Source organism: Cobetia sp. 14N.309.X.WAT.E.A4 (genome assembly GCF_030397495.1).
GTDB lineage: Bacteria > Pseudomonadota > Gammaproteobacteria > Pseudomonadales > Halomonadaceae > Cobetia > Cobetia marina.
Genome location: NZ_JAPNXT010000003.1, coordinates 300,315 through 323,603, shown reverse-complemented (window position 1 = coordinate 323,603; position 23,289 = coordinate 300,315). Strand labels below are relative to the sequence as shown.

Annotated in this window: 17 protein-coding genes; 3 read left to right on the top strand and 14 right to left on the bottom strand. The window is 64.5% G+C overall.

Going from position 1 to position 23,289, the window contains the following annotated elements:
- Window positions 1–9 precede the first annotated feature (9 nt).
- The 11 genes from OW493_RS06615 to OW493_RS06565 all read right to left on the bottom strand — a co-directional run bounded on the left by OW493_RS06615 (window position 10) and on the right by OW493_RS06565 (window position 14,069).
- Window positions 10–1,092: an NAD-binding protein gene (locus OW493_RS06615; RefSeq protein ID WP_289863660.1), complete on the bottom strand. Its 1,083-nt coding sequence runs from the start codon at window positions 1,090–1,092 to the stop codon at window positions 10–12.
- 119 nt (window positions 1,093–1,211) lie between these two features.
- On the bottom strand, window positions 1,212–2,372 hold the full coding sequence (locus tag OW493_RS06610) for a M20 aminoacylase family protein (protein WP_084208563.1): 1,161 nt from the start codon (window positions 2,370–2,372) through the stop codon (window positions 1,212–1,214).
- An 85-nt stretch (window positions 2,373–2,457) separates the two neighbouring features.
- Window positions 2,458–3,753: a DUF3100 domain-containing protein gene (locus OW493_RS06605; RefSeq protein WP_084208564.1), complete on the bottom strand. Its 1,296-nt coding sequence runs from the start codon at window positions 3,751–3,753 to the stop codon at window positions 2,458–2,460.
- 348 nt (window positions 3,754–4,101) lie between these two features.
- Complete coding sequence (locus OW493_RS06600; RefSeq protein ID WP_354670135.1) at window positions 4,102–5,364, bottom strand: AGE family epimerase/isomerase; 1,263 nt, start codon at window positions 5,362–5,364, stop codon at window positions 4,102–4,104.
- Window positions 5,364–6,707 carry a trehalase family glycosidase gene (locus OW493_RS06595; RefSeq protein ID WP_289863658.1) on the bottom strand — a complete coding sequence of 448 codons (1,344 nt, stop codon included), beginning with the start codon at window positions 6,705–6,707 and terminating at the stop codon, window positions 5,364–5,366. Before OW493_RS06595 ends, OW493_RS06600 begins: the two co-directional genes overlap by 1 nt.
- A 124-nt stretch (window positions 6,708–6,831) precedes the next feature.
- A complete protein-coding gene (locus OW493_RS06590) occupies window positions 6,832–7,857 on the bottom strand; it encodes an ABC transporter ATP-binding protein (RefSeq protein WP_077375967.1) in 1,026 nt (341 codons plus the stop codon).
- 87 nt (window positions 7,858–7,944) lie between these two features.
- Window positions 7,945–8,850 carry a carbohydrate ABC transporter permease gene (locus OW493_RS06585; RefSeq protein WP_205700530.1) on the bottom strand — a complete coding sequence of 302 codons (906 nt, stop codon included), beginning with the start codon at window positions 8,848–8,850 and terminating at the stop codon, window positions 7,945–7,947.
- Entirely contained in the window at window positions 8,850–9,698 is an 849-nt protein-coding gene (locus OW493_RS06580; protein ID WP_289863657.1) for a sugar ABC transporter permease, read from the bottom strand. Before OW493_RS06580 ends, OW493_RS06585 begins: the two co-directional genes overlap by 1 nt.
- Window positions 9,699–9,894: 196 nt before the next feature.
- On the bottom strand, window positions 9,895–11,163 hold the full coding sequence (locus tag OW493_RS06575; protein ID WP_141391550.1) for an extracellular solute-binding protein: 1,269 nt from the start codon (window positions 11,161–11,163) through the stop codon (window positions 9,895–9,897).
- Window positions 11,164–11,218: 55 nt separating this feature from the next.
- Window positions 11,219–12,220, bottom strand: coding sequence for a substrate-binding domain-containing protein (locus OW493_RS06570; RefSeq protein ID WP_169477265.1), 1,002 nt, complete (start codon window positions 12,218–12,220; stop codon window positions 11,219–11,221).
- Between the two features lie 376 nt (window positions 12,221–12,596).
- Window positions 12,597–14,069, bottom strand: a complete 1,473-nt coding sequence (locus OW493_RS06565; RefSeq protein WP_255304498.1) for a sugar porter family MFS transporter — start codon at window positions 14,067–14,069, stop codon at window positions 12,597–12,599.
- Window positions 14,070–14,302: 233 nt separating this feature from the next.
- On the opposite strand from OW493_RS06565, the gene OW493_RS06560 reads away from it, so the two are divergent.
- The 3 genes from OW493_RS06560 (at window position 14,303) to sulP (ending at window position 18,396) form a co-directional block, all read left to right on the top strand.
- Window positions 14,303–15,181: an MBL fold metallo-hydrolase gene (locus tag OW493_RS06560; protein ID WP_289863656.1), complete on the top strand. Its 879-nt coding sequence runs from the start codon at window positions 14,303–14,305 to the stop codon at window positions 15,179–15,181.
- 79 nt (window positions 15,182–15,260) lie between these two features.
- Window positions 15,261–16,574, top strand: coding sequence for an FAD/NAD(P)-binding oxidoreductase (locus tag OW493_RS06555; protein ID WP_289863655.1), 1,314 nt, complete (start codon window positions 15,261–15,263; stop codon window positions 16,572–16,574).
- The gene (sulP, locus tag OW493_RS06550; protein WP_289863654.1) at window positions 16,567–18,396 is read left to right on the top strand and encodes a sulfate permease; all 1,830 of its coding nucleotides are present in this window, start codon (window positions 16,567–16,569) and stop codon (window positions 18,394–18,396) included. The genes OW493_RS06555 and sulP overlap by 8 nt, the downstream gene beginning before the upstream one ends.
- A 154-nt stretch (window positions 18,397–18,550) precedes the next feature.
- Here sulP and OW493_RS06545 read toward each other — a convergent pair whose 3' ends face one another.
- The 3 genes from OW493_RS06545 to OW493_RS06535 all read right to left on the bottom strand — a co-directional run bounded on the left by OW493_RS06545 (window position 18,551) and on the right by OW493_RS06535 (window position 23,202).
- Window positions 18,551–20,017 carry an aldehyde dehydrogenase family protein gene (locus OW493_RS06545; RefSeq protein ID WP_289863653.1) on the bottom strand — a complete coding sequence of 489 codons (1,467 nt, stop codon included), beginning with the start codon at window positions 20,015–20,017 and terminating at the stop codon, window positions 18,551–18,553.
- A gap of 84 nt (window positions 20,018–20,101) precedes the next feature.
- Window positions 20,102–21,754 carry a 5-guanidino-2-oxopentanoate decarboxylase gene (locus OW493_RS06540; RefSeq protein ID WP_289863652.1) on the bottom strand — a complete coding sequence of 551 codons (1,653 nt, stop codon included), beginning with the start codon at window positions 21,752–21,754 and terminating at the stop codon, window positions 20,102–20,104.
- 131 nt (window positions 21,755–21,885) lie between these two features.
- Window positions 21,886–23,202 carry a YjiH family protein gene (locus tag OW493_RS06535; RefSeq protein WP_084209696.1) on the bottom strand — a complete coding sequence of 439 codons (1,317 nt, stop codon included), beginning with the start codon at window positions 23,200–23,202 and terminating at the stop codon, window positions 21,886–21,888.
- Between the last annotated feature and the right edge of the window lie 87 nt (window positions 23,203–23,289).

Below are 23,289 nucleotides of genomic sequence, written 5' to 3'. Positions count from 1 at the left end.
GGGGTGGGCTCAGGCTTTCTCGGCAGGCGGCCGTGAGCCATCCGTCACCCTGCCCGGCGCCGAGGCATCGCGACCTGATGAGCGAGGCGCCCCGGCGTCGTCGGTCGGCGTGCTCGGGGCATCGGTGGCAGGTGATGAGGTGTGACGCAGTTGAGCGGGAATATCACTGAGCCAGCGATCACACAGATGATGGATGTCATCTTCATCCGCCGGGCACAGTTCGGGTGGTTGCCAGCGATCGAAGACCGCCTTCATCAACCCGGAAGGCAGCTTGAGGGTGGTCACGTAGCTGCGCGCCAGGCGCAGGTCGCGGCGCAGGGCGCCGGTGGAGATACCGGAATCATAATCTCCCGGCAGCACCCAGCGCGGGAAATTCACCTCGCTGACGGCGCTGCGGCCGGCCCCCAGATTGATGGCATCGATGCAGGCGTGAGGCCGCACCCCGGCGCGATAGGCCATCGCGATCGCCTCTGCCGTGGTGATGAGATGGGCGGCGTGGAGATAGTCATTGGCCAGCACGGCCGCATGCCCACAGCCGGCATCCCCGACGTGCAGGTGGCGGGTAGCGATGGCCTCGAGCAGGGGCGTCATGCGTTGCACGGTGGCGTCATCACCGCCGACCAGCAGCGTGAGGTGGCCTTCGCTCTCATCGCGAGGGTCGCGACTGGAAGCCGCTTCCAGCCAGTGATGGCCAGCCAGCCGGGTCTGCACGGCCAACTCACGGCTGATGTTCACATCGCCCCGGCAGAGATCGACGATGACACTGCCCGGCGGTGCCAGTCGCAGCAGTCCTTCCTTGCCGGTCAGTACCTTCTGCACCTGTTGGGAGGTTGCCAGCGCCAGCAGGTAGACCTCGCTGGTGAATCGCTCACGCGGCCGTGCATGCGTATCGAACCAACGCTCGGCCTCGCTCTGCTCATGAGGCGCGTGGCAGCGTTGCTCCACCGTGGCGGTCGCAGCGCCCGCCGTCTCGGCCGTCACCTGGTCCGTCAGCTTGTCTGCCACTTGGCCCGCCACCTCAAACCCTGCCCTTGAGAGCGCCGTACGGCTCCGTGCGCCAATGGCTTCCCTGCCGATCACGCTGATTTTCATGTCGCTCCTTCCTCACCAGAGTCATGACACTGTGTAGATTGCGATGGTCCTTGATCAAGTTCAACGCCGCGCCTGGCGACGTCATCCGCATCGCGCTTGCCGCCAAGGGCATGTGGCCATCAATCGCGCGTCAGCAACTCGCGCACCAGTGACGTCCAATAGCTGACCCCGATGGGGGTGGCAGCGTCGTTGAAGTCGTAGTTGGGGTTGTGCAGTGAGGCGCTGTCCTCGCCGTTGCCCAGCCAGATATAGGCGCCGGGGCACTCCTGCAGCAGATAGGCGAAGTCTTCCGAGGCCATGGAGGGCGGCAGATCGCGATGGACCTTCTGGATGCCGGGCAGTTGCGCCAGGACATTGGCACAGCGTTCGGCGTGTCCCGGAGTATTGAGGGTCGCCGGGTAGCGTGGCTGATAGTCGAACTCGACCTTGAGGCCATGGAAGGTCGCCATGGCATCGACGGCATCATGGAAGCGCTGCTGCAGGTGCGCCCGCAGTGCCGGGTCGAAACAGCGCAGCGTGCCACGCAGCTCGACCACTTCCGGCATCACGTTGAAGGCATCGCCGGCATGGAACTGGGTGATGCTGAGAATCGCGGTCTTGTGGGCCGGCGTCTCGCGGCTGATCAGCCCCTGAAGCTGGGTCACCAGCTGGCAGGCCGCCAGGATGGTGTCCTTGCCCAGATGCGGCATGGCCGCATGACAGCCATGACCGCTCAAGGTCAGGGTGAAGACATCGAAGGCCGCCATCACCGCCTCGTCATGCACGGCGGCTTCGCCCAGCGCCAGTCCCGGCCAGTTGTGCAGGCCGTAGATGGCCTCCATCGGGAACTGCTCGAACAGGCCATCCTCGACCATGCGGCGTCCGCCGCCTTCGTTTTCCTCGGCGGGCTGGAACACGAACACCACGCGCCCGGCGAAGTCCGGATCACGCGCCAGCATGCAGGCCGCGCCCAGCAGCATGGTGGTATGGCCATCGTGGCCACAGGCATGCATCTTGCCGGGTGTGTGCGAGCAATGTGAGACGGCGTTGGCCTCGGTGACATCCAGCGCGTCCATGTCGGCACGCAGACCGATGGTACGTCCCGGCCCCAGATTGCCATCCAGCACCGCCACCACGCCGGTCTCGGCAAGTCCGGTGGTGACCTCGAGACCCGCCGCACGCAGGATCTCGGCGACGCGCGCCGAGGTGCGGTGCTCCTCGAAGGCCGTCTCGGGATGCTGATGAAACTCATGACGCCAGCTGCGCAGCAGTGCCTCGTCGATGTTCTCGGGTAGTTGCATGCTGAATTCCTGTGGAAACCGGCACCCTGGAGTGCCGGCTTGAATGTGTTGAGAGGGGGGGAAGCAACGTGCGAAGCCCGTGTGATCAGAGCAGTGCCTGCGCCACGACCGCCGAGCCGATATAGGTGCCAGTGAAGACCAGCAGCGAGATGATCACCAGCTTCCAGCCTGCCTGGCGGAACATGCTGAACTCGCGCTTGCTCAGCGCCAGACCCGCGTAGCCGAGTACCGGCGTGACGATGGCAAGGAAGTTGACGAAGCTCAGCTGCTCGGTGATCCAGCCGCTGCCCGGGAACCATGGCAGCGTCATCAGGATACTGACCAGCGACACCCAGGCGATGGCCGGCAGATAGAAGGGCATCAGGCGAGCGACGCCAAGGCCGAGCATGGTCATCACGTAGAGGATCAGCATGCCGGGGGCGGCGTCGATCAGGCTGGCACCGTTGATGGTGTTGACCACCCAGCCGACCACACAGACCGCCGCGACCACCAGTGCCGTCTTGCCCAGCTGGTTCTCCGGGCGATCTTCAACCAGCGCCTCGGAGGCCAGCGTGGCTTCCTCGTCATTCATGGCGCCATTGTCGCCGGCTCGCTTGCGGCTGAAGAAGGTGAACAGACGCTCGGCGACCGGCAGGGCGATGAACAGGGACACGTAGAGGCCGGTGGCGTAGGTCAGCAGGTTGCTGGCGCCGGCAAAGGCCAGCAGCTCCTCGCCCATCTCCGGCAGGGCACCGGCGATGGCGCCGGAACATGCCGCCACCATGCTGCCGCTGCCGACACCACACGCCATGGCCAGCGCACGCGGGTCGAAGATGTCCAGCGAGGTCAGGTAGCCCGCCATCAGCGCGAACCACAGGGTGCCGAACATGGTACCCACGACATAGACGCCCATCACGCCGACACCTTCCGGCCCCTTGAGGCCATATTTGTCGGAGATGATCGCGATATTGGGTTCCCGCGCGATGGAGTAGGTCGCGCCGATCGCCTCACGGCCCATCTTGAGCACCACGACCGCGATCGGCATCGCGATCAGCATGGTGCCCAGATTGCCCAGCTCCTGCAGGATCAGCGCCGGACCTGCCGAGATCAGTTGCTCGATGGCCGGGCCGATGGTGGAGCCGAAGCGGGCGATGAACGGCATGATCGACAGCAGGATGACCGGTCCTGCCGCCGCGCTGATCACCGGCGGGATGACGCGTTTCGTGCCGCTGAACAGGTGCGGATTGCACAGCACGGCCGCAATGAAGGCATAGAACAGGGGCAACAGCAGCAGGGTGCCGGGGCCGAGGGGGAACTTGAGGATACCGATCAGTTCGGCGCCGAGAGATAGCACCACGACCAGCAGATGCAACCGCCAGTCCAGGAGTTGAGCGAGGGGCATGTGGGACTCCGCTTGTTATTGTAGTGACTGCTTGTGTAGTAGCTTCTTGTGTAAGAACTGCTTGAATAGCAACGACTTGTGAGGCGCCTTCCTGTCCAGTGCGCGCTTGTGTCGTGACGACGTCTCAGACACGGGCACCGCCTCGGGGAGACCCCGAGCCTGTCGCCCTCTGGTGGAGCGATCAGCGGGTTTCAGTATTGTCACGAGCGGCGCGCTAAAGAAACATGATAGGTGTGCGAATAAATAGAGCATGCTGGCGGACGGCGATGGACAGAGAAGGCTCTCCTCATACGAGGACACCCCGCACAGGGCGGGGTGTCGGGTGGTGCAGTCGCAGCGCGACAGGGCTCAGTCGTTTGTGATCACGCGCAGCAGCTCATGGCAGGCGCCGAGGCTGTGATAGTCACACTTGGCGCCGGGCGAGCTCTTGAGATCATCGAAGCGCTGGTTGTCGGCATTCAGCAGGCGATACCAGGCGCCGTAGCGATGGTCGATGAAGTGCTGCCAGGCGTAGGCCCACAGGCGTTCATACCACTCGCCGTAGTGCGACTCGCCGGTGGCCTCGTTCAGCAGCGCTGCGGCCACCAGACTTTCGGCCTGCACCCAGAAGTACTTCTCATCGTCGCAGATGGTGCCATCCGGCGCGAAGCCGTAGTAGAGCCCACCACGTTCGCCGTCCCAGGCCAGATCCATCGCGGTATCGAACAGACGCTTCGCGGTCGGCAGCAGCCAGTCGTCATCGCGGTGACGCTTGAGCATCAGCAGCAGCTTGGCCCATTCGGTCAGGTGGCCCGGTTGGAAGCCCCAAGGACGATAGAGGTTCTTGGGGTCGTCGCGGTTGTAGTCCCAGTCGACGTTCCAGTCGCGATCGTAATGCTCCCAGATCAGGCCATCGGCCTTGGCGGCCTGACGCTGGCAGATATTGCGGGCCAGGGTCATGGCCCGCTCCAGATAGCGTTCGTCATCCGTGGCTTCAAAGGCGGCCAGCATGGCTTCACAGGCGTGCATGTTGGCGTTCTGGCCACGGTAGTCAGACAGTGTCTGCCAGTCGGCACTGGCTTCATCGGCGTACAGACCGTGATGCTCCGACCAGAAATGCTGCTCCATCAGGGCGTGGGTCTCGTGCAGCCAGCCGCGGGCCTCCTCGATACCGGCGCGCCAGGCCGTCGCGTAGGCCAGCATCACGAAGGCCAGTCCGTAGCACTGGTTGGTATGATCCGCCTCGCCTTGCTCGCTCAGCGACCACAGGTAACCACCGGTCTGCGGATCGAGATGCACCTCGCGCAGATAATCGATGCCATGACGGGTCGCGGCCAGACACGCCTGGTCACCGGTGCGCAGATATTCCATCGCGAAGTTGAAGATCATCCGCGTGCTGCTGACCAGATGACGCGCTGCGGGTGCATACACACTGCCGTCATCACGATACGCCTGGAAGTAGCCGCCGCGTTCCTGATCCACCGCGCGCGGCAGATAGAAGTCCATGATCGAGCGGATATGCGTGTCCAGAAAGCCGCGGCTGGCGAACGTTGCCGGCATGGGCGGCACAGCCTGCCGGGTCAGCGGTGCCTTCTGCGGCGCCTGCATCTGTTGAGAGGCGTGCTGAGTCATCAGGAGACCTCCTCGACGCCGGACGCCGCCTTGCTGGCGGTGAAGCTTTCCAGCGGGTTGAGCCAGTAGAGGTCCATCGCTGCCGTCCAGGAGAAGTCGCGACCGCCACAGCCTTCGCCGGTCACCGAATTGAAGTATTCATAGTAGCCTGCCGCCGCGATGCACTGCTGGCTGGCCTGCTTGATCCGGTCGGCCTCGCGGGACATGCCATATTCCTCACAGCCGATGGCCAGCATCCAGTTGATGTGCAGCCAGCTCGGCCCGCGCCAGTAGCGCTTGGGTTCGAAGCGGGTGCTGGCCGGGTGGGTGGAGGCGACACCGAAGGGCGCCTGTTCCAGCCAGTCCTCGAGCAAGCCGCCCATGCGCTGCGCCTGGGCACCGCTGGCGACCCCGGCGAACAGCGGCAGGATACCGGCGGTGGTGACGTGCTCCAGCAGCACGTTGGCGCGCGCATCGCGGCTCAGGAAGCAGCCCAGCTCATCGCTCCACAGCGCCTGCACGCCTTCCTCGGTGCGCGCCAGCGACTGCTTGAGGCTGTAAAGCGCCTCGCCGTGGGTGTTGACCAGGCCAAGCCCGGCGGCATCCTCTTCGCACAGCGCGATCAGGTCGCGCGTGCCACGGTGCAGGATGGAGATCAGGCTGATGTCCTCGACGCGGTACGGGCAGTCGCGATACAGCACCTCGGCGTCGTGCTCGTTCTGCTGGAAGAACTTCACCAGATAGATGTAACGATCATATTCGTACTTGTGCGGGCGCTCGGACGGATCGACCAGCCCCGTATCGCGGCGCACGTATTCGGCATCGACCGGCGGTACGCCAGCCAGCGGGCCATCCCACTGGGGGCTGTTGTCCATGCCGGACTCCCAGGGGTGATAGCTGCACACGCGACCGGTGTGTTCCGGATCACGGTCGCGGTAGAACCACAGGTGATAGCGGATGACGCCAGGCAGGGTGGCGGCCAGTTTCTCCTCGGCAAGCCGGCGGTCACGGCCTTCCTCGAACAGCAGCTTCATGACGCTGGCCAGCACCGGTGGCTGGGAGATGGCGCTGGTCGCCGGGCTGCGCTTAACGCCCCAGACTTCCGGCCCCGGGAAGTAGGTTTCCGCATCCCCGTGGAAGACGATGTGCGGCACCATGCCGTTGTCCCACTGGCCTTCCAGCAGACGCTCGATCTCACGCCAGGCACGTGCCTCGTCACCGGCGGCCAGCCAGCCCAGCGCGGTGATGGCGGCGTCCCAGTTCCACTGGAAGGGGTAGAGGCCACGCGTGGGGACGGTGTAGCCGCCCAGGTCGTTGAGCTTGAGAACGTCGTGAGCGCTGAGCGCGTCGAGCTTGGCATTCATGTAAGTCGGCTCCGTTCGGGATGACAGGTTCGAAATCAAAGGTTCTGGATCAAAGGTTCTGGATCAAAGGTTCGCAATCAAAGGCTCGCAATCAAAGGCTCGGGTCGAAAGGGATCAACACGCCTCACGCCGACATCAGCTGGCCGCTGTGGTCATAGAAGCGCATCTTCTCGGCCAGCGGCCGGATGTGGATGTCACTGCCATTGGCGATCTCCAGGTCACTCGGTACGTTGACGCGCAGCATCTCGTCCCCGAAGCGGGCAGTCAGCTGCTTGTGGGAGCCCAGCAGCTCCGTGACCAGCACACGGACCGGCGCGAAGTCCTCGGTGGGCTCGAAACGCACCTCGAAGTCCTCGGGGCGGATACCGCACCTGTGGATCTGGCTGGCGGCCGGGGCGGCCTGGTGCCAGCGTGCATCCGGGGCGATGAAGTTCATCGGTGGATTGCCAATGAAACTGCCGACGAATTCGGTCGCCGGATAGTGGTAGATCTCGGAGGGCGGCGCGTATTGCTCGATCTGGCCCCCCTTCATGACCGCGATGCGGTCGGCCAGGCTCATGGCCTCGACCTGATCATGGGTCACGTAGATGGTGGTGGTGTCGGAGGCGGCGAGGATGGTCTTGAGCTCGGCGCGCATCTCCAGGCGCAGCAGCGCATCCAGATTCGAGAGCGGCTCATCCATCAGCAGCACTTCCGGTTCCATCGCCAGAGCACGCGCGACCGCGACCCGCTGACGCTGACCGCCGGAGAGCTGGCCGGAGTAGTGATCCAGACGGTCCTCGATGTGCATCAGCTCGGCGGTTTCCTTCACCTTGCGCTGGATGTGCGCCTCGCTGTCCTTGCGCACGCGCAGGCCGAAGGCGATGTTCTCCGCCACCGTCATGTGCGGGAAGACGGCGTAGTTCTGGAACACCATCGCGATGCGGCGATCCCGCGGTGCCAGTGAGGTGATCTCACGCTCGCCGATGCGGATCGAGCCGCTGCTCTCGTACTCCAGCCCCGCGATGATGCGCAGCAGGGTGGACTTGCCGCAGCCGGACGGGCCGAGCAGCACGGTGAATTCCTTGTCACGGATCTCGAGATCGATGGACTTGAGGATTTCCTGCTTGCCGAACTGCTTGCGTACGGCACTGATCTGGATGGCTGACATGGTCGGACTCCTTGTAATCGTGAGCGACGGCGCTGGATGGACAGGTGACCGCCGTCGTCATGCATTGGCCGGATGAAGGGCCGTACGCTAGCGGTTGGAAATGCCCCACATGCTGAACAGGTACTTGCGGATCGCGAACAGGAACAGCAGCGCCGGGACGACCAGGATCAGGCCGCCGGCGTATTTGATCTCGGCGGGCGACTCGGAAAGGCTCTGGACCAGAAAGGCCGTCAGGGTGCGGTTCTCGACGGTGAGAATCGCCGAGGCGAACACCTCGTTCCACGAGATCACGAAGGCGAATACCGCAGAGGCGGTGATGCCCGGCGCGGCCAGCGGCAGCACCACACGGCGGAAGGCCTGCCAGCGGTTGCAGCCCATCAGCCAGGCGGCTTCCTCGAGTTCCACCGGGATGCCCATGAACAGGCTCGAGGTGATCAGCACCGCGAAGGGCAGTGCCAGGGTGGCGTGGACCATCGCCAGCCCCAGGATGGAGTCATCGATGCCCACCTGGATGAAGATGACGGCCAGCGGCAGCGCCAGCAGCGGCATCGGGAAGGCCCGCGACAGGATGATGATCAGACGAAAGGCGTTCATGCCCGGGAACACGAAGCGGGCCAGCGCATACCCGGCGGGAGCGCCGAGCACGATGGCGATCACCATCGTGAAGGCGGCGGCCAGCAGCGAGTTGCCCAGCGCACTGATCACGCCCTGGTAGTGCCAGAAGAAGTCGAGGGTCTCGAAGCTCAGCGCCGGGGTCAGGGTCTTGGGCCAGCCGCTGATCTGTTCCGGGGTGCTGACACTGTTGAGCATCAGCAGGGCGATGGGCACCAGCACCCACAGCACCAGAATCGCGACACCGGCACGGAACAGCCATTTCCAGGCCATGTCATGACGGCGTGGCTTGTGTGCGCTCTGCGCCTGCGCCGGGGCCTGGGAATCGGAACGAGAAGACACGGGAGCCGGCATGATGGCCTCGGATGTCGTGGATTTCATCAGCGTGCCTCCTTCGGAACGTTCAGGAACTTGAGGTAACAGCCGGTGATGACCACCGAGATCAGCATGATCAACACCGCGTAGGCGGAGGCGGCGCCGGTCTGCTGATAGAGGAACTGCCAGTCGAAGGTCTCGCTCATCAGTACCGGCATGTCGCTGCCGCCCAGCATCATCACCACCGCGAAGACTTCCAGTGCCAGCAGGGTGCGCAGGATCAGTGCCGACTGGATGCTCGGGCGCAGCATCGGCAGGGTGATCTTCCACAGGCGCTGCCAGTAGCTGGCGCCGAACACCTGACCGGCCTCGTCATATTCCTTGGGGATCAGCCCCATGCCCGACACCAGGATCACCAGCACGATGGCGGTGCCGCGCCAGATTTCCGCGACCACCACCGCCAGGAACAGCGCGAAGGCGTTCCGATAGTTGAGCCACGAGGTTGGCGCGTCGATCACGCTGACCGCGCTCAAGAAGCTGTTGAGAAACCCGAACTGCTCCAGGATCGCCAGCCAGATGATGCCGGCGGCCAGATCGGAGATGCCCAGCGGGATGGTCCAGATGTAGAGGATGCTGTCGCGCCCCTTGTTCATCTTTGTGACCATCAGCGCCATGCCGATGGCCAGCACCAGCTGGACCGGCACCACGACACCGGTGAGCAGCAGGGTGTTCTTGAGCGAGGGCCAGAAATTGAAGTCCTGATAGATGCGCGTGAAGTTGGCGAGGCTCACGCCGCCGTCAGGCTGGGTGAAGGCCTGGGCGAAGATCTCCAGAAAGGGGTAGAGGAAGAAGGCGCCCATGAACAGCAGGCTGGGGGCGATCAGGTAATAAGGTAGCCAGCGATCGTGCTTCATCTTTGCTCACCTTTGACGTTGTTGTGATGGCGTGTCGGAAGGGTTTCGTGGCACCGGGTCGGCATGACAGGGGTTGGCGTACCGTCATGGCGACCCGTCGAGGGGTGCCGTTGCTGCTGCTTGTGTTGCAAGTGATGCAAGTGATGCGAGTGATGCGTTCTGTCGGTGCTGTCGAGCGACGGCTCGAGTGAGCGAATTACTTGACCGGGCAGGGGCCGTCGCTGGGCGTGTCCGGCAGCCAGCAGCTGGCCCCTGCGGTGTCGATCAGCGTCTGCAGGCGTGGGGCGAGAATATCCAGCGTCTCCTCGATGTCGGCGTCGCGCAGCACGATCTGCACGAAGGCATCGCGGTAGATCTTGTTGAATAGGCCCGCCTGTTGCCCCAGGCCGCTGGGCAGCAGGGACAGCACGGCATCCTCGGCGGAAGACTGTGTCGCCACCGCCTTGCCAGACATGCGAATGCTGGCGGGCAGATCATCGGGCAATTCAGCGGTGACCACGGGGAAGAAGTTGGTGGCGCGCAGAGTGCGAATCTGGGCCTCGGGCGTCATCAGATAGCGGATCAGCTTGCGACTGGCTGCGGGATCGGAGGCATTGGCCGGCATCGCCAGCCCTGCCACCACCGGCATGTAGCCGCGACCGCTGGGGCCTGCCGGCGCCGGGAAGGCCACGAAGTCATCGGGACGCTTGTTGAAGGCATCCTTGAGGCGCGCGGTGTGATCGAACGCCACCCATACCTCACCATTGAGCAGCGGTTCCTGCATGAAGCCGTAGGCGGTGGAGCGTGGATTGGTCACCGCCCAGATCTCGCGGAACTTCTGCCACATGGCCACGGCATCGGCGCTACGGAACTCGCGCACCACCGAATGGGTGAAGGACGGGTAGAGATAGCCTTCCAGGAAGCGGTGGATCAGCCCCTTGCGACCGGCCGGGAAGCCCAGCTTGGGCTGGCCGGTGGCGGTCTCGAGATTGCGCCCCCAGGCCAGCAGCTCGTCATAGCTCAGTGCATCGAGATCCGCGCCTTCGGGCAGGTAGGGCAGCGCCTTGCGATTGGCCGCCATGATGTAGGTGGCCTGCATCCAGGGGATGTAGCGCTGCTGCTCGCCGCCCAGCTTGCCCAGCGTCAGGTATTGCTCGCTGATGCCCTTGTCCTTGAGCGTGCTTGCCAGCGTATCCAGTGGCGCGAGAATGCCGGGCGTCAGCGAGCCCAGCTCGCCATGCAGGCCGCCGAGCAGGTCCAGCGCGCCTTCGGGACTCGACTTCTCCGCCTCCAGTCGTGACAGGAAGGTACCGGTTTCCTGCGGCATGTAATCGATGGACTCGGCGTAGGGGGCCAGGGCGATCTCGCGCATCTGCTGGGCTTCTTCCAGCGGCCTTGCCTGGGTGCTGAAGAAGGTGAGGTCAGCGAGGGCGGAGGTGCTACCCAACAGTGCCATCACGGCGAGGGCGGTCGGCATCTTGCGCATGGGTGTCTCCCGGGGCGGGTAGTGAGATGAAGAGGCAGCGTTCACGGGCGGCGCGTCAGGCAGTGGTATCGCGCAGCAGAAGCTCGTAATCGAAACAGCGGTGGCGTGGCACACCCTCTCGCGGGGCCAGTACCAGCTCGATCAGCGCTTGGCTGACGGTCTCGAAGGAGATGTCCAGCGTGCTCAGGCTGGGCTGCTGATACATCAGCGGTGGCAGGTTGTCCGCCCCGATGATGGCGATATCCCGGCCGGGCGCCCGCCCGCTCTCGCTGACGGCTTCCATCACCCCGTAGGCGAAGATGTCGCTGGCACACACGAAGGCGGTGGGGGCATCGGCACTCGCCAGCACCTCTCTGGCGACCTGATAGGCGCTGGCGTAACCGTGGGGGCAGTGGCGCGAGCTGGGGGCGAGACTGGCCTCGCGCATGGCCTGCAGATAGCCGGTCTCACGCTCCACCGCGGTATAGAGATCGCTGAAGAAGTTGAGGAACAGGATGTTGTGATGTCCCTGCTGGATCAGATGGCGAGTGGCGCGCAGGAAACCATCGGCGGCATTGATGTCGACCCAGTCGTGTTCGTCGGCGCGGCCGGTGCGACCGTGGGTGACGAAGGGGACACCGCTGTCGAGCAGGAAATCGACGCGCGGGTCCTGGATGCAAGTACGCGCCACCACGAAGGAGTCCACCTTGCCGCCATCGATGAAACGCTTGTAGGTCTCCAGCTCGTCGCGGTCTTCCGGCACCGTGGTGACGATGAGGTCGTGCTCCGGTGCGGCATCGTGCAGTGCCTGCCCCAGCGCCACCAGCAGGCGGGTGTTGAACTGGTCACGAAAGTCGCCCTGGGCGCCGTTCATGATGTAGCCCACCGAGGAGGTGCGGCCGGTCTTCAGACGGCGTGCGCTCTGGTTGGGTTGATAGCCCACGTCGTTGGCGAAGGCCTGGACTCGTTCACGCGTCGCTACGCTGACATCCTCGAACCCCCCCAGGGCGCGAGAGACGGTGGTCACCGAGAGCCCCAGTTCAGTGGCGAGATATTTCAGCGTGATCTTCGGTGGCATGGTGCAGGCCTCTGGCAAGGTGTCTGGGCGTGAAATCGCTGGAAAGCATCTTCCGAAACGTTTCGGATGGATCATTTCACTAAATTTGGCGCCCCCGCAATGCTTTCGATACCAAAGGATATGTCAGTAATGATTCGTAATTTTCAGACGTTGCGCCTTCCTGTTGCGTTGGCGCTGATGACACGCTGATTGAACGTTTCACGACATCGTGAACCGGGCAGTGAAGAGGGCACTCAAGGGGGCTGAAGAGGGTACTGAAGAAGATACTGACGAGGGAGCTGAAGAGGGCAATCAAGACGGCAGCAACGAGAACGCCCCGCAGAGCGGGGCGTCGTGGGGATGGCATGTGTCAGCCGAGAGGCGGGCCGTCGCGGGGTCAGCGGCTCTGTGGTTCGAGCGCTGCGGCCTGTTCGCGTCGGGTGGGACGAACCAGGCGGCCCTGCAGTTCCTCAAGCGAGACACCCTTGGTCTCGGGCATGAAGAACAGCACGAAGATCAGCTGCAGCAGCATCATGAAGGCGAAGAAGGCGAACACCGGCCCACCGCTGAACTGGCTGAGGATGGTGGGCATCAGCAGCGCGATCAGGGCCGCGAAGATCCAGTGTACGGAGCTGCCGAAGGACTGCCCCATGGCACGGACCTTGTTGGGGAAGATCTCGGAGATGAACACCCAGATCACCGTGCCCTGACTCATGGCATGCGCCGCGATGAACACGCCCAGCAGGATCGGCACGCCATAGCCGCCCATGGCGGAGAAGTCCTCGAGATGGAAGGCCCAGGCGATCAGGCACAGCGACAGCAGATAGCCGGCCGAGCCGATCAGGATCAAGGTGCGGCGGCCCAGCTTGTCGATCAGTGACATCCCCAGCATGGTGAAGACCAGATTGATGACCCCGATTCCGGCCGTCGAGAGCAGGGCGGCGCTCGATTCCAGCTGCGCCTCGGCCAGAATGCGCGGCGCGTAATAGATGATGAAGTTGATGCCGGAGAGCTGATTGAAGGCCGCGATCAGGAAGGCGAACAGGATCGGCAGGCGGTAGCGCCAGGCGAACAGGCGGGTGTGCTGCTTGGCACTTTCTTCGCTTTCCGTGCCACGGATGATGGCGATTTCCTCGGCGATGTCGGCCTTGGGGTTGATCAGTCGGATGATCTCGGCGGCGGCCGCCTCGTCATTGCGCTTGAGGATCAACCAGCGCGGGCTGCGCGGTACCTTGCAGATCATCAGCAGGTAGAGCGCGGCCGGCACGGCTTCCACCCCCAGCATCCAGCGCCAGTTCTCGCCGTCCATGAAGCCGATGAAGTAGTTGGAGACGAAGGCGATCACGATCCCGAACACCACGTTGAACTGGTAGAGCCCGACCAACGCGCCACGGCGCTCGCGGGGGGCGATCTCGGAAATGTAGATGGGCGCTGCCACGGAGGACGCGCCAACACCGAGCCCCCCCAGCAGGCGGAAGAACGAGAACACGTAAGGGTCGGTGGCCAGCGCCGAGCCCAGCGCCGAGACCAGATAGAGGATCCCGATCCCGATCAGGGTCGCGCGGCGGCCGAAGTGATCTGTCGGCCAGTTGCCGAAGATGGCGCCGATGACCGTGCCCCACAGTGCCATCGACATGATGACCAGGCCGTGCATGAGGTCGCTGAGACCCCACTGGCTCTGCAGAGAGGTGTCCGCACCTGAGATGACAGCGGTATCGAAGCCGAACAGGAAGCCGGCGAGAGCGACCGTGATCGACCATTGAAGAATGCGTGGCATGGCGTAGCTCATCCAATGAGGCGTGAAGGAAAGACAGCGATTCGCGGAGGTTAATCGTTCAAGAGTGTATAGGTGAATCGTGTCACCTGACAATAATAGCCTAACGTGAGCGATATCGTTTATCCGCTATACCTTAGGGTGAGAGGCGCGCCTGGCGATATCCGAGGCACCGTCACGTGCCTTTTTTGATGGCTGATATCAATAGGTTATCAATTAGGTGCTACCGTTATTCCAAATGGTTGTATCGTTATTCTATTTTTGCGTTCGCGCTCGGACAGGCGTAGGCTGAGGTCCATTCACCCTTGATTGACTCAGGAGGCCGAAGGATGACAACCCCGACACTGCAGCCCCATGTCGAGAGCTTCTTCGACGAAGACAGCAATACCTTCACGCATCTGGTGCGTGACCCGCACTCCCGGCGTTGCGCGATCATTGATCCGGTACTGGATTTCGATTACCCCGCAGCCCGCACCACCACGCAGTCGGCGGATGCCCTGCTGGCCCACATCGCGGACGAGTCGCTGGAGGTGGAATGGATTCTCGAGACCCACGTCCATGCCGACCACCTGTCGGCCGCCGCCTACCTGAAAGACAAGCTTGATTGCCAGCTGGCGATCGGGGCACGTATCCGTGAGGTGCAGGACATCTTTGCGGACATCTTCGCGGCCGAGGCGGGTTTCGCGCGTGACGGACGTCAGTTCGACCGCTTGCTGGAAGAGGGCGGCAGCCTGGCCATCGGCGGGCTTGAATGCCGTGTGCTGCATACTCCGGGCCATACGCCGGCCTGCGTGAGCTATGTGATCGGTGACGCCGTCTTCGTCGGCGATACGCTGTTCATGCCCGATTACGGCACCGCGCGCTGTGACTTCCCCGGCGGTGATGCGCGCACCCTGTACCGCTCGATCCACAAGGTGCTGGCGCTGCCTGACAGCACCCGCCTGTATCTGTGTCACGACTATTCCGCCGAAGGGCGCGAGGGCTTCTGTTGTGAGACCACGGTCGGGGAGCAGCGTAAGCATAATATCCACGTGCACACCGGGATTGATGAAGCGGCCTTCGTGGCCATGCGTTCGAAGCGTGATGCCGGGCTTGGCATGCCGCGCCTGATGCTGCCGGCGGTCCAGGTCAACATGCGGGCCGGCCAGATGCCGCCTGAGGACGCCAATGATCAGGCCTATCTCAAGATTCCGCTCAATCGTTTCTGACCCTCACCGCCTGCACAGGTAAATAAATGACGTAGACTTCTTACGTGTCTATGCCCATTTTCTTTTCAAGGAGTCACGGATGAACAATCCCGCCAGCGATTCAGCCTCATCACCGTCACCAGCAACCAGGGGCGAGACGACCGTCACGGTGCCCCCCAATGCCCACAAGGTGGTGATTCTGGGAGGAGGGGCCGGCGGGATTGCCGTGGCAGCCAGCCTGCTCAAGCGTCAGGCCGGCATGGATATCGCCATCGTCGAGCCATCGGAGCAGCACAGCTACCAGCCGGGCTGGACGATGGTCGGCGGCGGGATCTTCACCCCGGAGTCCACTCGCCGGTCGATGTCCACGGTGATGCCCAAGGGCGTGCACTGGTATCGCGAGTCCGTGGTGGGCATCGACGCGGACGCGCATGAGGTCACGCTGGGGGATGGGCGCAAGCTTCGCTATGAGCGTCTGGTGGTGGCCATCGGGCTTGAGCTGGACTGGGCGGCCATCGAAGGCCTCGAAGAGACCCTGGGCAAGAATGGCGTCACCTCCAATTACCGCTATGATCTCGCGCCTTATACCTGGCAGCTGGTGCAGTCCCTGCGCAGCGGTCGTGCGCTGTTCACCCAGCCACCGATGCCGATCAAGTGTGCGGGCGCCCCCCAGAAGGCGATGTATCTGTCCTGCGATCACTGGCAGCGTGAAGATGTGCTCGGTCAGCTGGAGGTCACCTTCCACAACGCCGGGGGCGTGATGTTCGGCGTGCCGGCCTATGTGCCTGCGCTGGAAGAGGCTGTGAAGGGCTATGGCATCGAGGTGCAGTTCCATCAGCGTCTGATCGCCGTGGATGGGGAAGCGCAGACGGCGCGCTTCGAGGTGGCGGCGGCCGAGGAAGGCGGTGAGCCGCAGATCGTCGAGCAGTCCTTCGACATGCTGCATGTGGTACCGCCCCAGAAGGCGCCGGCCTTGATCAAGGACTCGAGGCTTGCCAACGCCGCTGGCTGGCTGGAGCTTGAACCCGAGACCCTGCAGCACATCACCCATCCCGACATCTTCGGTCTGGGAGATATCAGCGGCACCTCGAACGCCAAGACCGCCGCGGCCGTGCGCAAGCAGGCGCCGGTGGTGGTGGAGAATCTGCTCGCGACCCTGGCCGGCGACTCGCTGGCGGCGGGCTATCGTGGCTATGGCTCCTGCCCGCTGACGGTGGAGAACGGACGCATCGTGCTGGCGGAATTCGGCTACGGCGGTGAGCTGCAGCCGACCTTCCCCAAGTGGCTCAATGACGGTACCCGCCCGACGCGCCTGGCCTGGCAGCTCAAGGCACGGGGCCTGCCGTTCATCTACTGGAACCTGATGCTCAAGGGCCATGAGTGGCTGGCGCGTCCGGCGTCACGCGATGTCTGAGCCGTCCGAGCTGACCAACGCACGCTCGCGCGGCGCGCTGGCCCGCTGGCTGCCGCTGGCGGGTTGGCTTGCCCAGTATGATCGCCAGAGTCTCGGGCGAGATCTGCTGGCGGCGGTGATCGTCAGTGTCATGCTGGTGCCGCAGGCACTCGCCTATGCGCTGCTGGCGGGGCTGCCGGCGCAGGTCGGCCTGTATGCCAGCATGTTGCCGCTGGTGCTGTATGCGCTGTTCGGCACCAGCAGCACGCTGGCCGTCGGGCCGGTGGCGATCATCTCGTTGATGACGGCGTCTGCCATCGCAGGCATGAGCGGTGCCGATGGTGCCGCGCTCTCGACGCCCGAGATGCTCGCCGCTGCGCTGCTGCTGGCGCTCATCTCCGGTGCCATGCTGGTGGCGATGGGGCTGTTGCGGTTGGGGGCGCTGGTGAATTTCATCAGCCACCCGGTGATCTCCGGGTTCATGACGGCCTCCGGTGTCCTGATCATCGCCAGCCAGCTCGGGCCCATGAGCGGCCTGCGCCTGAGTGGCGGCAATCTGCTCGAGATGGGGGAGTCGTGGCTGTCATTGCCGCAAGGGGCCGGCGTGCATTGGCCGACACTGGCCCTTGGGCTGGGCTGCTGGGCCGCCCTGACGCTGGCGCGTCGTCATCTCAAGCAGGGCCTGATGGCCCTCGGGATGCGCGAGAGCGCGGCGGGCATGCTGTGCAAGACCACGCCGATCCTCGCCGTCATCCTGTCCAGTCTGCTGGCCTGGGGCTTGCGGCTTGGCGAGCAGGGCATGGCACTGGTCGGCAGCGTGCCCGGCGGCTTGCCCACCCTGAGCCTGCCGTCCCTTGTCAGCAATGACTGGTCGGGACTGCTGGTGTCGGCGCTGCTGATCAGCGTGGTCGGCTTCGTCGAGTCGCTGGCACTGGCCCAGACCCTCGCCGCGCGTCGGCGTCAGCGCATCGACCCCGACAAGGAGCTGATCGCGCTGGGGCTCTCCAACATGGGTGCTGGGGTCAGCGGCGGCATGCCCATCTCGGGCGGGCTGTCGCGCTCGGTGGTCAACTTCGATGCCGGGGCGGCCACGCCACTGGCGGGGGCCTTCACGGCCATCGGCATTCTGCTCGCCAGTCTGTGGTTGACGGACTGGCTGGCGTGGCTGCCACGCGCGACGCTGGCGGCCATCATCATCGTCGCCACCAGCAGTCTGATCGACCTCGCGGCGATCAGGCGCACCTTCCGCTACTCGAAGGGCGATGGGGCGGCCCTGATGATCACGCTGATCATCACCCTCGTGCAGGGGGTGGAGAGCGGCATCATCGTCGGCATCCTCGTGTCACTGGGGCTCTATCTCAAGCGCACCAGCCAGCCGCACAGTGCGCTGGTCGGACGCGTGCCGGGCAGTGAGCACTTTCGCAATGTCGAGCGACATGAGGTCGAGACCGACCCGGAGCTGGCGATACTGCGCATCGATGAGAGCCTGTATTTCGCCAATGCGCGCTATCTGGAAGACACCGTGCTGGCGCTGGTGGCACAGCAGCCGTCGCTCAGGCATCTGGTGCTGGCTTGCCAGGCGGTCAACCTGATCGATGCCTCCGCGCTGGAAAGCCTGGAGGTCATCAATGAACGCCTGACGGCAGCCGGGGTGTCGCTGCATCTGAGCGAAGTGAAGGGCCCGGTGATGGACCGCCTCAAGCGCTCTGAACTGCCGGTCAATCTCGGCGGCGAGATCTATCTGAGCACCTTCGATGCCTGGCAGGCGCTGAGCATCCACGGCAGCCATTGTGGCCAGTGCTGCGCACGGGATGGGGTCAGCCAGACGGCGGCGGCCGGCTGATAGGAGAAGGCGCTGGTTTCATGGGAAAGCCGTGAAGGGAAGCCGCAAAGGAAAAGTGGTGAAGTAAAAAGGTGAATGAAAACGCCCCGCCTCGGGGATTGCCGAGGCGGGGCGTTTTCGTCATCTGATCAGGCAAGACGCTCAGTCAATACGTTCAGTCAAGTACCGGCCCGATGATGTGCTTGACCTCCAGATAGCCCGCCAGGCCCCACGGGCCCAGCTCGCGGCCGATGCCGCTACGCTTGAAGCCACCCCAGCTGGCCTGTACCAGCGGCAGCTGCTCGCTGTTGTACCACACTACGCCTGCACGCAGACGGCGGCCGACCTGCTGGGCGCGCCTGGCATCACCACTGACCACCGTGGCCACCAGCCCGAAATCGCTGTCATTGGCGAGGCGAATCGCCTCGGCCTCATCCGCCACGCGACGTGAGCACAGCACCGGCCCGAAGATCTCCTCACGCCACAGACGGCTCTCCACCGGGACATCGGTGTAAAGCGTCGGCGCCACGAAGTAGCCCTTGGTCGGCAGGCTGCGATGGGTGTCATCGCGCAGCGCCGTCAGACCTTCCTCGCGCGCCACATTGAGATAGCCCAGCACGGTGTCACGTTGGCGGGCGCTGGTCATCGGTCCCATCTGGGTCGCGGCGTCCAGCGGGTCACCCAGCACCAGTGCATCGATACGGTTGGCAAGCGCGGTGTGCAGGTCATCGGCGATGGCCTCATGCACCAGCAGGCGCGAGGTGGCGGAGCAGATCTGCCCGGCATTGAAGTAGATACCGGCCATCACCCAGTCAGCGGCGTCGTCGATGTCGGCATCGTCGAGCACGATGATCGGCGACTTGCCGCCAAGCTCCAAGGAGACGCCGCGCGTGCCGCAGGCCGCGGCCTGCATGACCTTCTCGCCGACCACATTGCTGCCGGTGAAGGAAATCTTGTCGATGCGCGGATGACGGGTCAGCGGCGCGCCGATGCCTTCGCCATCGCCGTGCAGCAGGTTGAACACGCCTGCCGGCAGTCCGGCTTCCAGGGCGATCTCGGCCATCACCTGCTCCGGCAGTGGCGTCACTTCAGACGGCTTGATCACCAGGGTGCAGCCCGCGGCGAGCGCCGGCGCGACCTTCCAGGCACTGGTGACCAGCGGGAAGTTCCACGGCGTGATCAACCCCACCACGCCGGCCGGCTCCTGATAGCTGTGCGCCGCATAGCCCTCGATATCATGCGCGACCACCGCGCCCTGACGGGCATCCAGCGCGCGTGCCTGCTCGGCGTAGTAGCGGTAGCAGCCGATGGCGTCATCGAGATCGATCTCGGCCTCGGCGCGAATCTTGCCGTTGTTGCGGCACGACATTTCCACCAGCGCTTCCCGGCGAGATGTCAGCCCCTCGGCGAAGGCCTCCAGATAGACGGCACGCTCGGCGCCACTCAGTGCCTGCCAGCCCTCGAAGGCATTGGCAGCCGCCGTGACGGCGGCCTGTACATCACGCGCATCCCCCGCCGTCACCTCGGCGATGACGGTTTCCTCGAAGGGATTGGTGACCGCCAGACGACGCTCGCCGTGGGATTTGACCCACTCGTTGTTGATGAATTGATGATCGAGCTTGTGCATTGAGGTAGCTGACATGGGAGTTCCTTGCCGCCAGTGACATACGGGGGACTGGCGGTCATTGATCAATGTTGTGAAGAGATACGATGCGCCGAGTCGGACTCAGCCGGCGATTGAGCGCTGCCACCCGGCCGCGTCGATTTCCACCAGCAGCGGGGCGCTAGCGTCGCGCTCGTCCAAGGCGACCTGCAGTGCCTGGGGGGAATCGATGGCGACGGCGGCGCAGCCGAAGCCGCGGGCCAGCAGCTGGAAGTCGGGGGCCTGGATGTCGACGCCCAGGCGCGTGACGCCGGCGTTGTCCATGAAGCGGCGAATCTCTTCATAGCCCTGGTTGTGCCACAGCACGATGACGACCGGCAGCTGTTCTTCTACCGCGCAGGCGAGTTCCGACAGCGTGAACATGATGCCGCCATCGCCGACCAGCGCGATCACCGGCAGGTCCGGGCGGCCCAGGGTCGCGCCCATTGCGGCGGGCAGGCCGTAGCCGAGCGTGCCGTAGCCGGTGGAGGCATTGAAGTAGCGGCGCGGTGCCGGCTGGCTGAGCAGGTGGTTGGCCGCGTAGACCGTGGCGCAGGAATCGCCGACCCAGATCGCCTCCGGCAGCGCTTGCTGGAGGGTGTCGAACAGCGGCACGTAGGGCGCGAAGGCCGGGTCGGTCGGCAGGGCGAGGGCTTCCAGCGTCGCGGCGGTGATCTGCGCGCCGCGACCTGTGCCTTGCGGGTTGCCCTCGAGGTCGGTCAGCCGGTCGGCGAGCGTCTCCAGCGCCAGGCCGGCATCGGCGACGATACCCAGCGCGGCCGAATGATTGCGCGCCAGCTGCTCGGGGTCGATATCGATGCGGATCAACTCTCCGCCGATCACGAAGCCATCATCGAACACCACGTCGTAATCGGTCTCGCCAAGCTCGGTGCCGATCGCCAGCACCACATCGGCGTCGCGCGCCAGCTCGCGTACCGCAGGCAGTGCGGCATTGGCGCCGAGATCCAGCGGGTGGGCGCCGCCGAGCAGGCCCTTGGCATTGATGGTGGTAACGGTGGGGGCATCCAGCGCCTCCACCAGTTGACGCGCGGCCTCGGGCGCGGCGACACAGCCACCGCCCAGCAGTACCAGCGGGCGCTGGGCGCCTGTCAGAAGGGCCACGGCCTCGTCGATCAGCGTCGGGTCCGGCGCGAGACGCCCGATGCGTGAGCGCGTGACGTCATGGGTGCTACGACCGGCAGGCAGTGGAATCTCGGCATTGAACAGGTCAATGGGAATCTCGAGATGTACCGGGCCGGGGCGGGCACCCTCGAACAGCACAAAGGCACGGGCCAGCACTTCCGGCAGCGCGGACGGGTCGAGCAGGGTGTGGCTGAAGCGCGCCACGCCCGAGACCAGCTGCTGCTGGCTGGGCAGCTCATGCAGACGCCCCTGGCCCCGCCCGAGGGTGTCGGAGCGATTGACGCTGGAGATCACCAGCATCGGGATGGAGTCGGCCAGCGCCTGGCCCATCGCGGTGGTGATGTTGGTCATCCCCGGGCCGGTGATGATGAAGCACACTCCGGGCTTGCCGGTGCTGCGGGCATAGCCATCGGCCATGAAGCCGGCGCCCTGTTCATGGCGCGGGGTGACGTGGCGAATGCTGCGCGCAGCGGGATCAGCGTCGGGCTCCAGGCCCCGGTAGAGTTCGACGGTATGTACGCCGGGAATACCGAAGACGGTATCGACGCCGTAGGTGTCACGCAGCAGTCGGATCAGGAGTTCAGCACAGGTCATGGCAGGCTATCCGGCAGACGGGAGCGCCGTGGCGCCCCCGGAAGTCATGAGGAAAAGGAGTCCAAGGAACAGGAGCCCAGGCACAGGAGGCTGGTGGTGGCACAGCGCTCTTGCGGCGTGCTGGCCTCGGCTCAGAACACGAAGACGTGGGCGATACCAGCGATGATCGGCAGGGTGATCAGCGTGCGCAACACGAAGATGGCCACCAGTTCCCAGATCTTGAGCGGAATCTTCGACTTGAGCAGCAGGGCACCGATCTCGGACATGTAGATCAACTGGGTCAGGGACAGGCAGGCGATCACGAAGCGGGTCAGTTCGCTGTCGATGTCCTTGGCCAGCACCGCCGGCAGGAACATGTCGGCAAAGCCGACCAGCGTCGCCGGGGCTGCCTCTGCCGCGTGGGGAATCTGCAGCAGTTCCAGCAGCGGAATCATCGGGTAGGAGAGCCAGGTGAAGACCGGCGTGAACTCGGCCAGCATCAGCGCCACGGTCCCGATGGCGATCACCACCGGCAGCAGACCGAGGAAGATGTCCGCCACGTTGAAACCGGCCGATTTCACCAGCTTGAGCGGGCCCGGCGCATGCTCGGCACGCGCGACGGCCATGCCGAGTGAGTAACGCAGCACGCCACAGTCGCTTTGGTTCTCTTCACTGATCTGACAGCCGACCGGCTCGTGGTAGTCATCACGCTTGCGCGACAGCGGCGGCAGACGCGGCACGATGACGGCGGCGATCAGGCCCGCGATGACGACGGTCAGATAGAAGGGCACGAACAGGTGATTGATGTTCATGAAGCTGGTGACCAGCAACGCGAAGGCGATCGAGACCACCGAGAAGTTGGTGGCGATCACCGCCGCTTCGCGCTTGCTGTAGAAGCCCTGCTCGTACTGCTGCGTGGTGATCAGCACGCCGACGGTGCCGGAGCCCATCCATGAGGCGGTGGCATCGATGGCACTGCGTCCCGGCAGATTGAAGATGGCGCGGAACGGGCGACGCACGAGGCTGCCGATGAATTCCATGAAGCCGAAGTCCACTAGCAGCGGCAGCAGAATGGCCGCGAAGAAGAAGAAGGTCAGCAGGACAGGGGCGAGATCATTGAGCATCACGCCGCCGGTGAAGGCCGCCGTGACGGCGGCTGGCCCCCACTGGAAGTAGGTCATCAGCGCGAAGATGGCGCCGAGGGCGCGCATGGCAAACCACACCGGCGCGACATCGAACAGCTCATGCGCTGCACCCTGACGTGCCCAGTTCGGCTTGGCGAGCTTGACGAAGCCGGTGAGGATCACCGACAGACACAGCACCGCGACGGCGATGGCGGGCAAGGCGCTGCCGAGCGTGGCCTTGAGCCAATCGGCCATCAGGCCCATGCCGATGTTGATGGTGTCGCCAACGCTGAACGGCACCAGGAAGAAGCTGACGCCGAGCAGTGACGGCACCAGGAATTTCATCAGCCCCCTGGCCGTGAGCGGCACCGGGCGGGTGGCGATCAGGTCCTTCTTCGGGCGGGCCGCTGGGGTCGCGGCGGAGTCAGACGC

What these genes read in the sequence shown, in the direction of transcription:
- OW493_RS06545 (WP_289863653.1), bottom strand. Translation starts at nt 20,017, where the DNA reads ATGTCAGCTACCTCAATGCACAAGCTCGATCATCAATTCATCAACAAC.
- OW493_RS06570 (WP_169477265.1), bottom strand. Translation starts at nt 12,220, where the DNA reads ATGCCACCGAAGATCACGCTGAAATATCTCGCCACTGAACTGGGGCTC.
- OW493_RS06535 (WP_084209696.1), bottom strand. Translation starts at nt 23,202, where the DNA reads ATGAAATTCCTGGTGCCGTCACTGCTCGGCGTCAGCTTCTTCCTGGTG.
- OW493_RS06610 (WP_084208563.1), bottom strand. Translation starts at nt 2,372, where the DNA reads ATGCAACTACCCGAGAACATCGACGAGGCACTGCTGCGCAGCTGGCGT.
- OW493_RS06540 (WP_289863652.1), bottom strand. Translation starts at nt 21,754, where the DNA reads ATGACCTGTGCTGAACTCCTGATCCGACTGCTGCGTGACACCTACGGC.
- OW493_RS06615 (WP_289863660.1), bottom strand. Translation starts at nt 1,092, where the DNA reads ATGAAAATCAGCGTGATCGGCAGGGAAGCCATTGGCGCACGGAGCCGT.
- OW493_RS06575 (WP_141391550.1), bottom strand. Translation starts at nt 11,163, where the DNA reads ATGCGCAAGATGCCGACCGCCCTCGCCGTGATGGCACTGTTGGGTAGC.
- OW493_RS06585 (WP_205700530.1), bottom strand. Translation starts at nt 8,850, where the DNA reads ATGAAATCCACGACATCCGAGGCCATCATGCCGGCTCCCGTGTCTTCT.
- sulP (WP_289863654.1), top strand. Translation starts at nt 16,567, where the DNA reads ATGTCTGAGCCGTCCGAGCTGACCAACGCACGCTCGCGCGGCGCGCTG.
- OW493_RS06560 (WP_289863656.1), top strand. Translation starts at nt 14,303, where the DNA reads ATGACAACCCCGACACTGCAGCCCCATGTCGAGAGCTTCTTCGACGAA.
- OW493_RS06605 (WP_084208564.1), bottom strand. Translation starts at nt 3,753, where the DNA reads ATGCCCCTCGCTCAACTCCTGGACTGGCGGTTGCATCTGCTGGTCGTG.
- OW493_RS06590 (WP_077375967.1), bottom strand. Translation starts at nt 7,857, where the DNA reads ATGTCAGCCATCCAGATCAGTGCCGTACGCAAGCAGTTCGGCAAGCAG.
- OW493_RS06600 (WP_354670135.1), bottom strand. Translation starts at nt 5,364, where the DNA reads ATGACTCAGCACGCCTCTCAACAGATGCAGGCGCCGCAGAAGGCACCG.
- OW493_RS06555 (WP_289863655.1), top strand. Translation starts at nt 15,261, where the DNA reads ATGAACAATCCCGCCAGCGATTCAGCCTCATCACCGTCACCAGCAACC.
- OW493_RS06580 (WP_289863657.1), bottom strand. Translation starts at nt 9,698, where the DNA reads ATGAAGCACGATCGCTGGCTACCTTATTACCTGATCGCCCCCAGCCTG.
- OW493_RS06595 (WP_289863658.1), bottom strand. Translation starts at nt 6,707, where the DNA reads ATGAATGCCAAGCTCGACGCGCTCAGCGCTCACGACGTTCTCAAGCTC.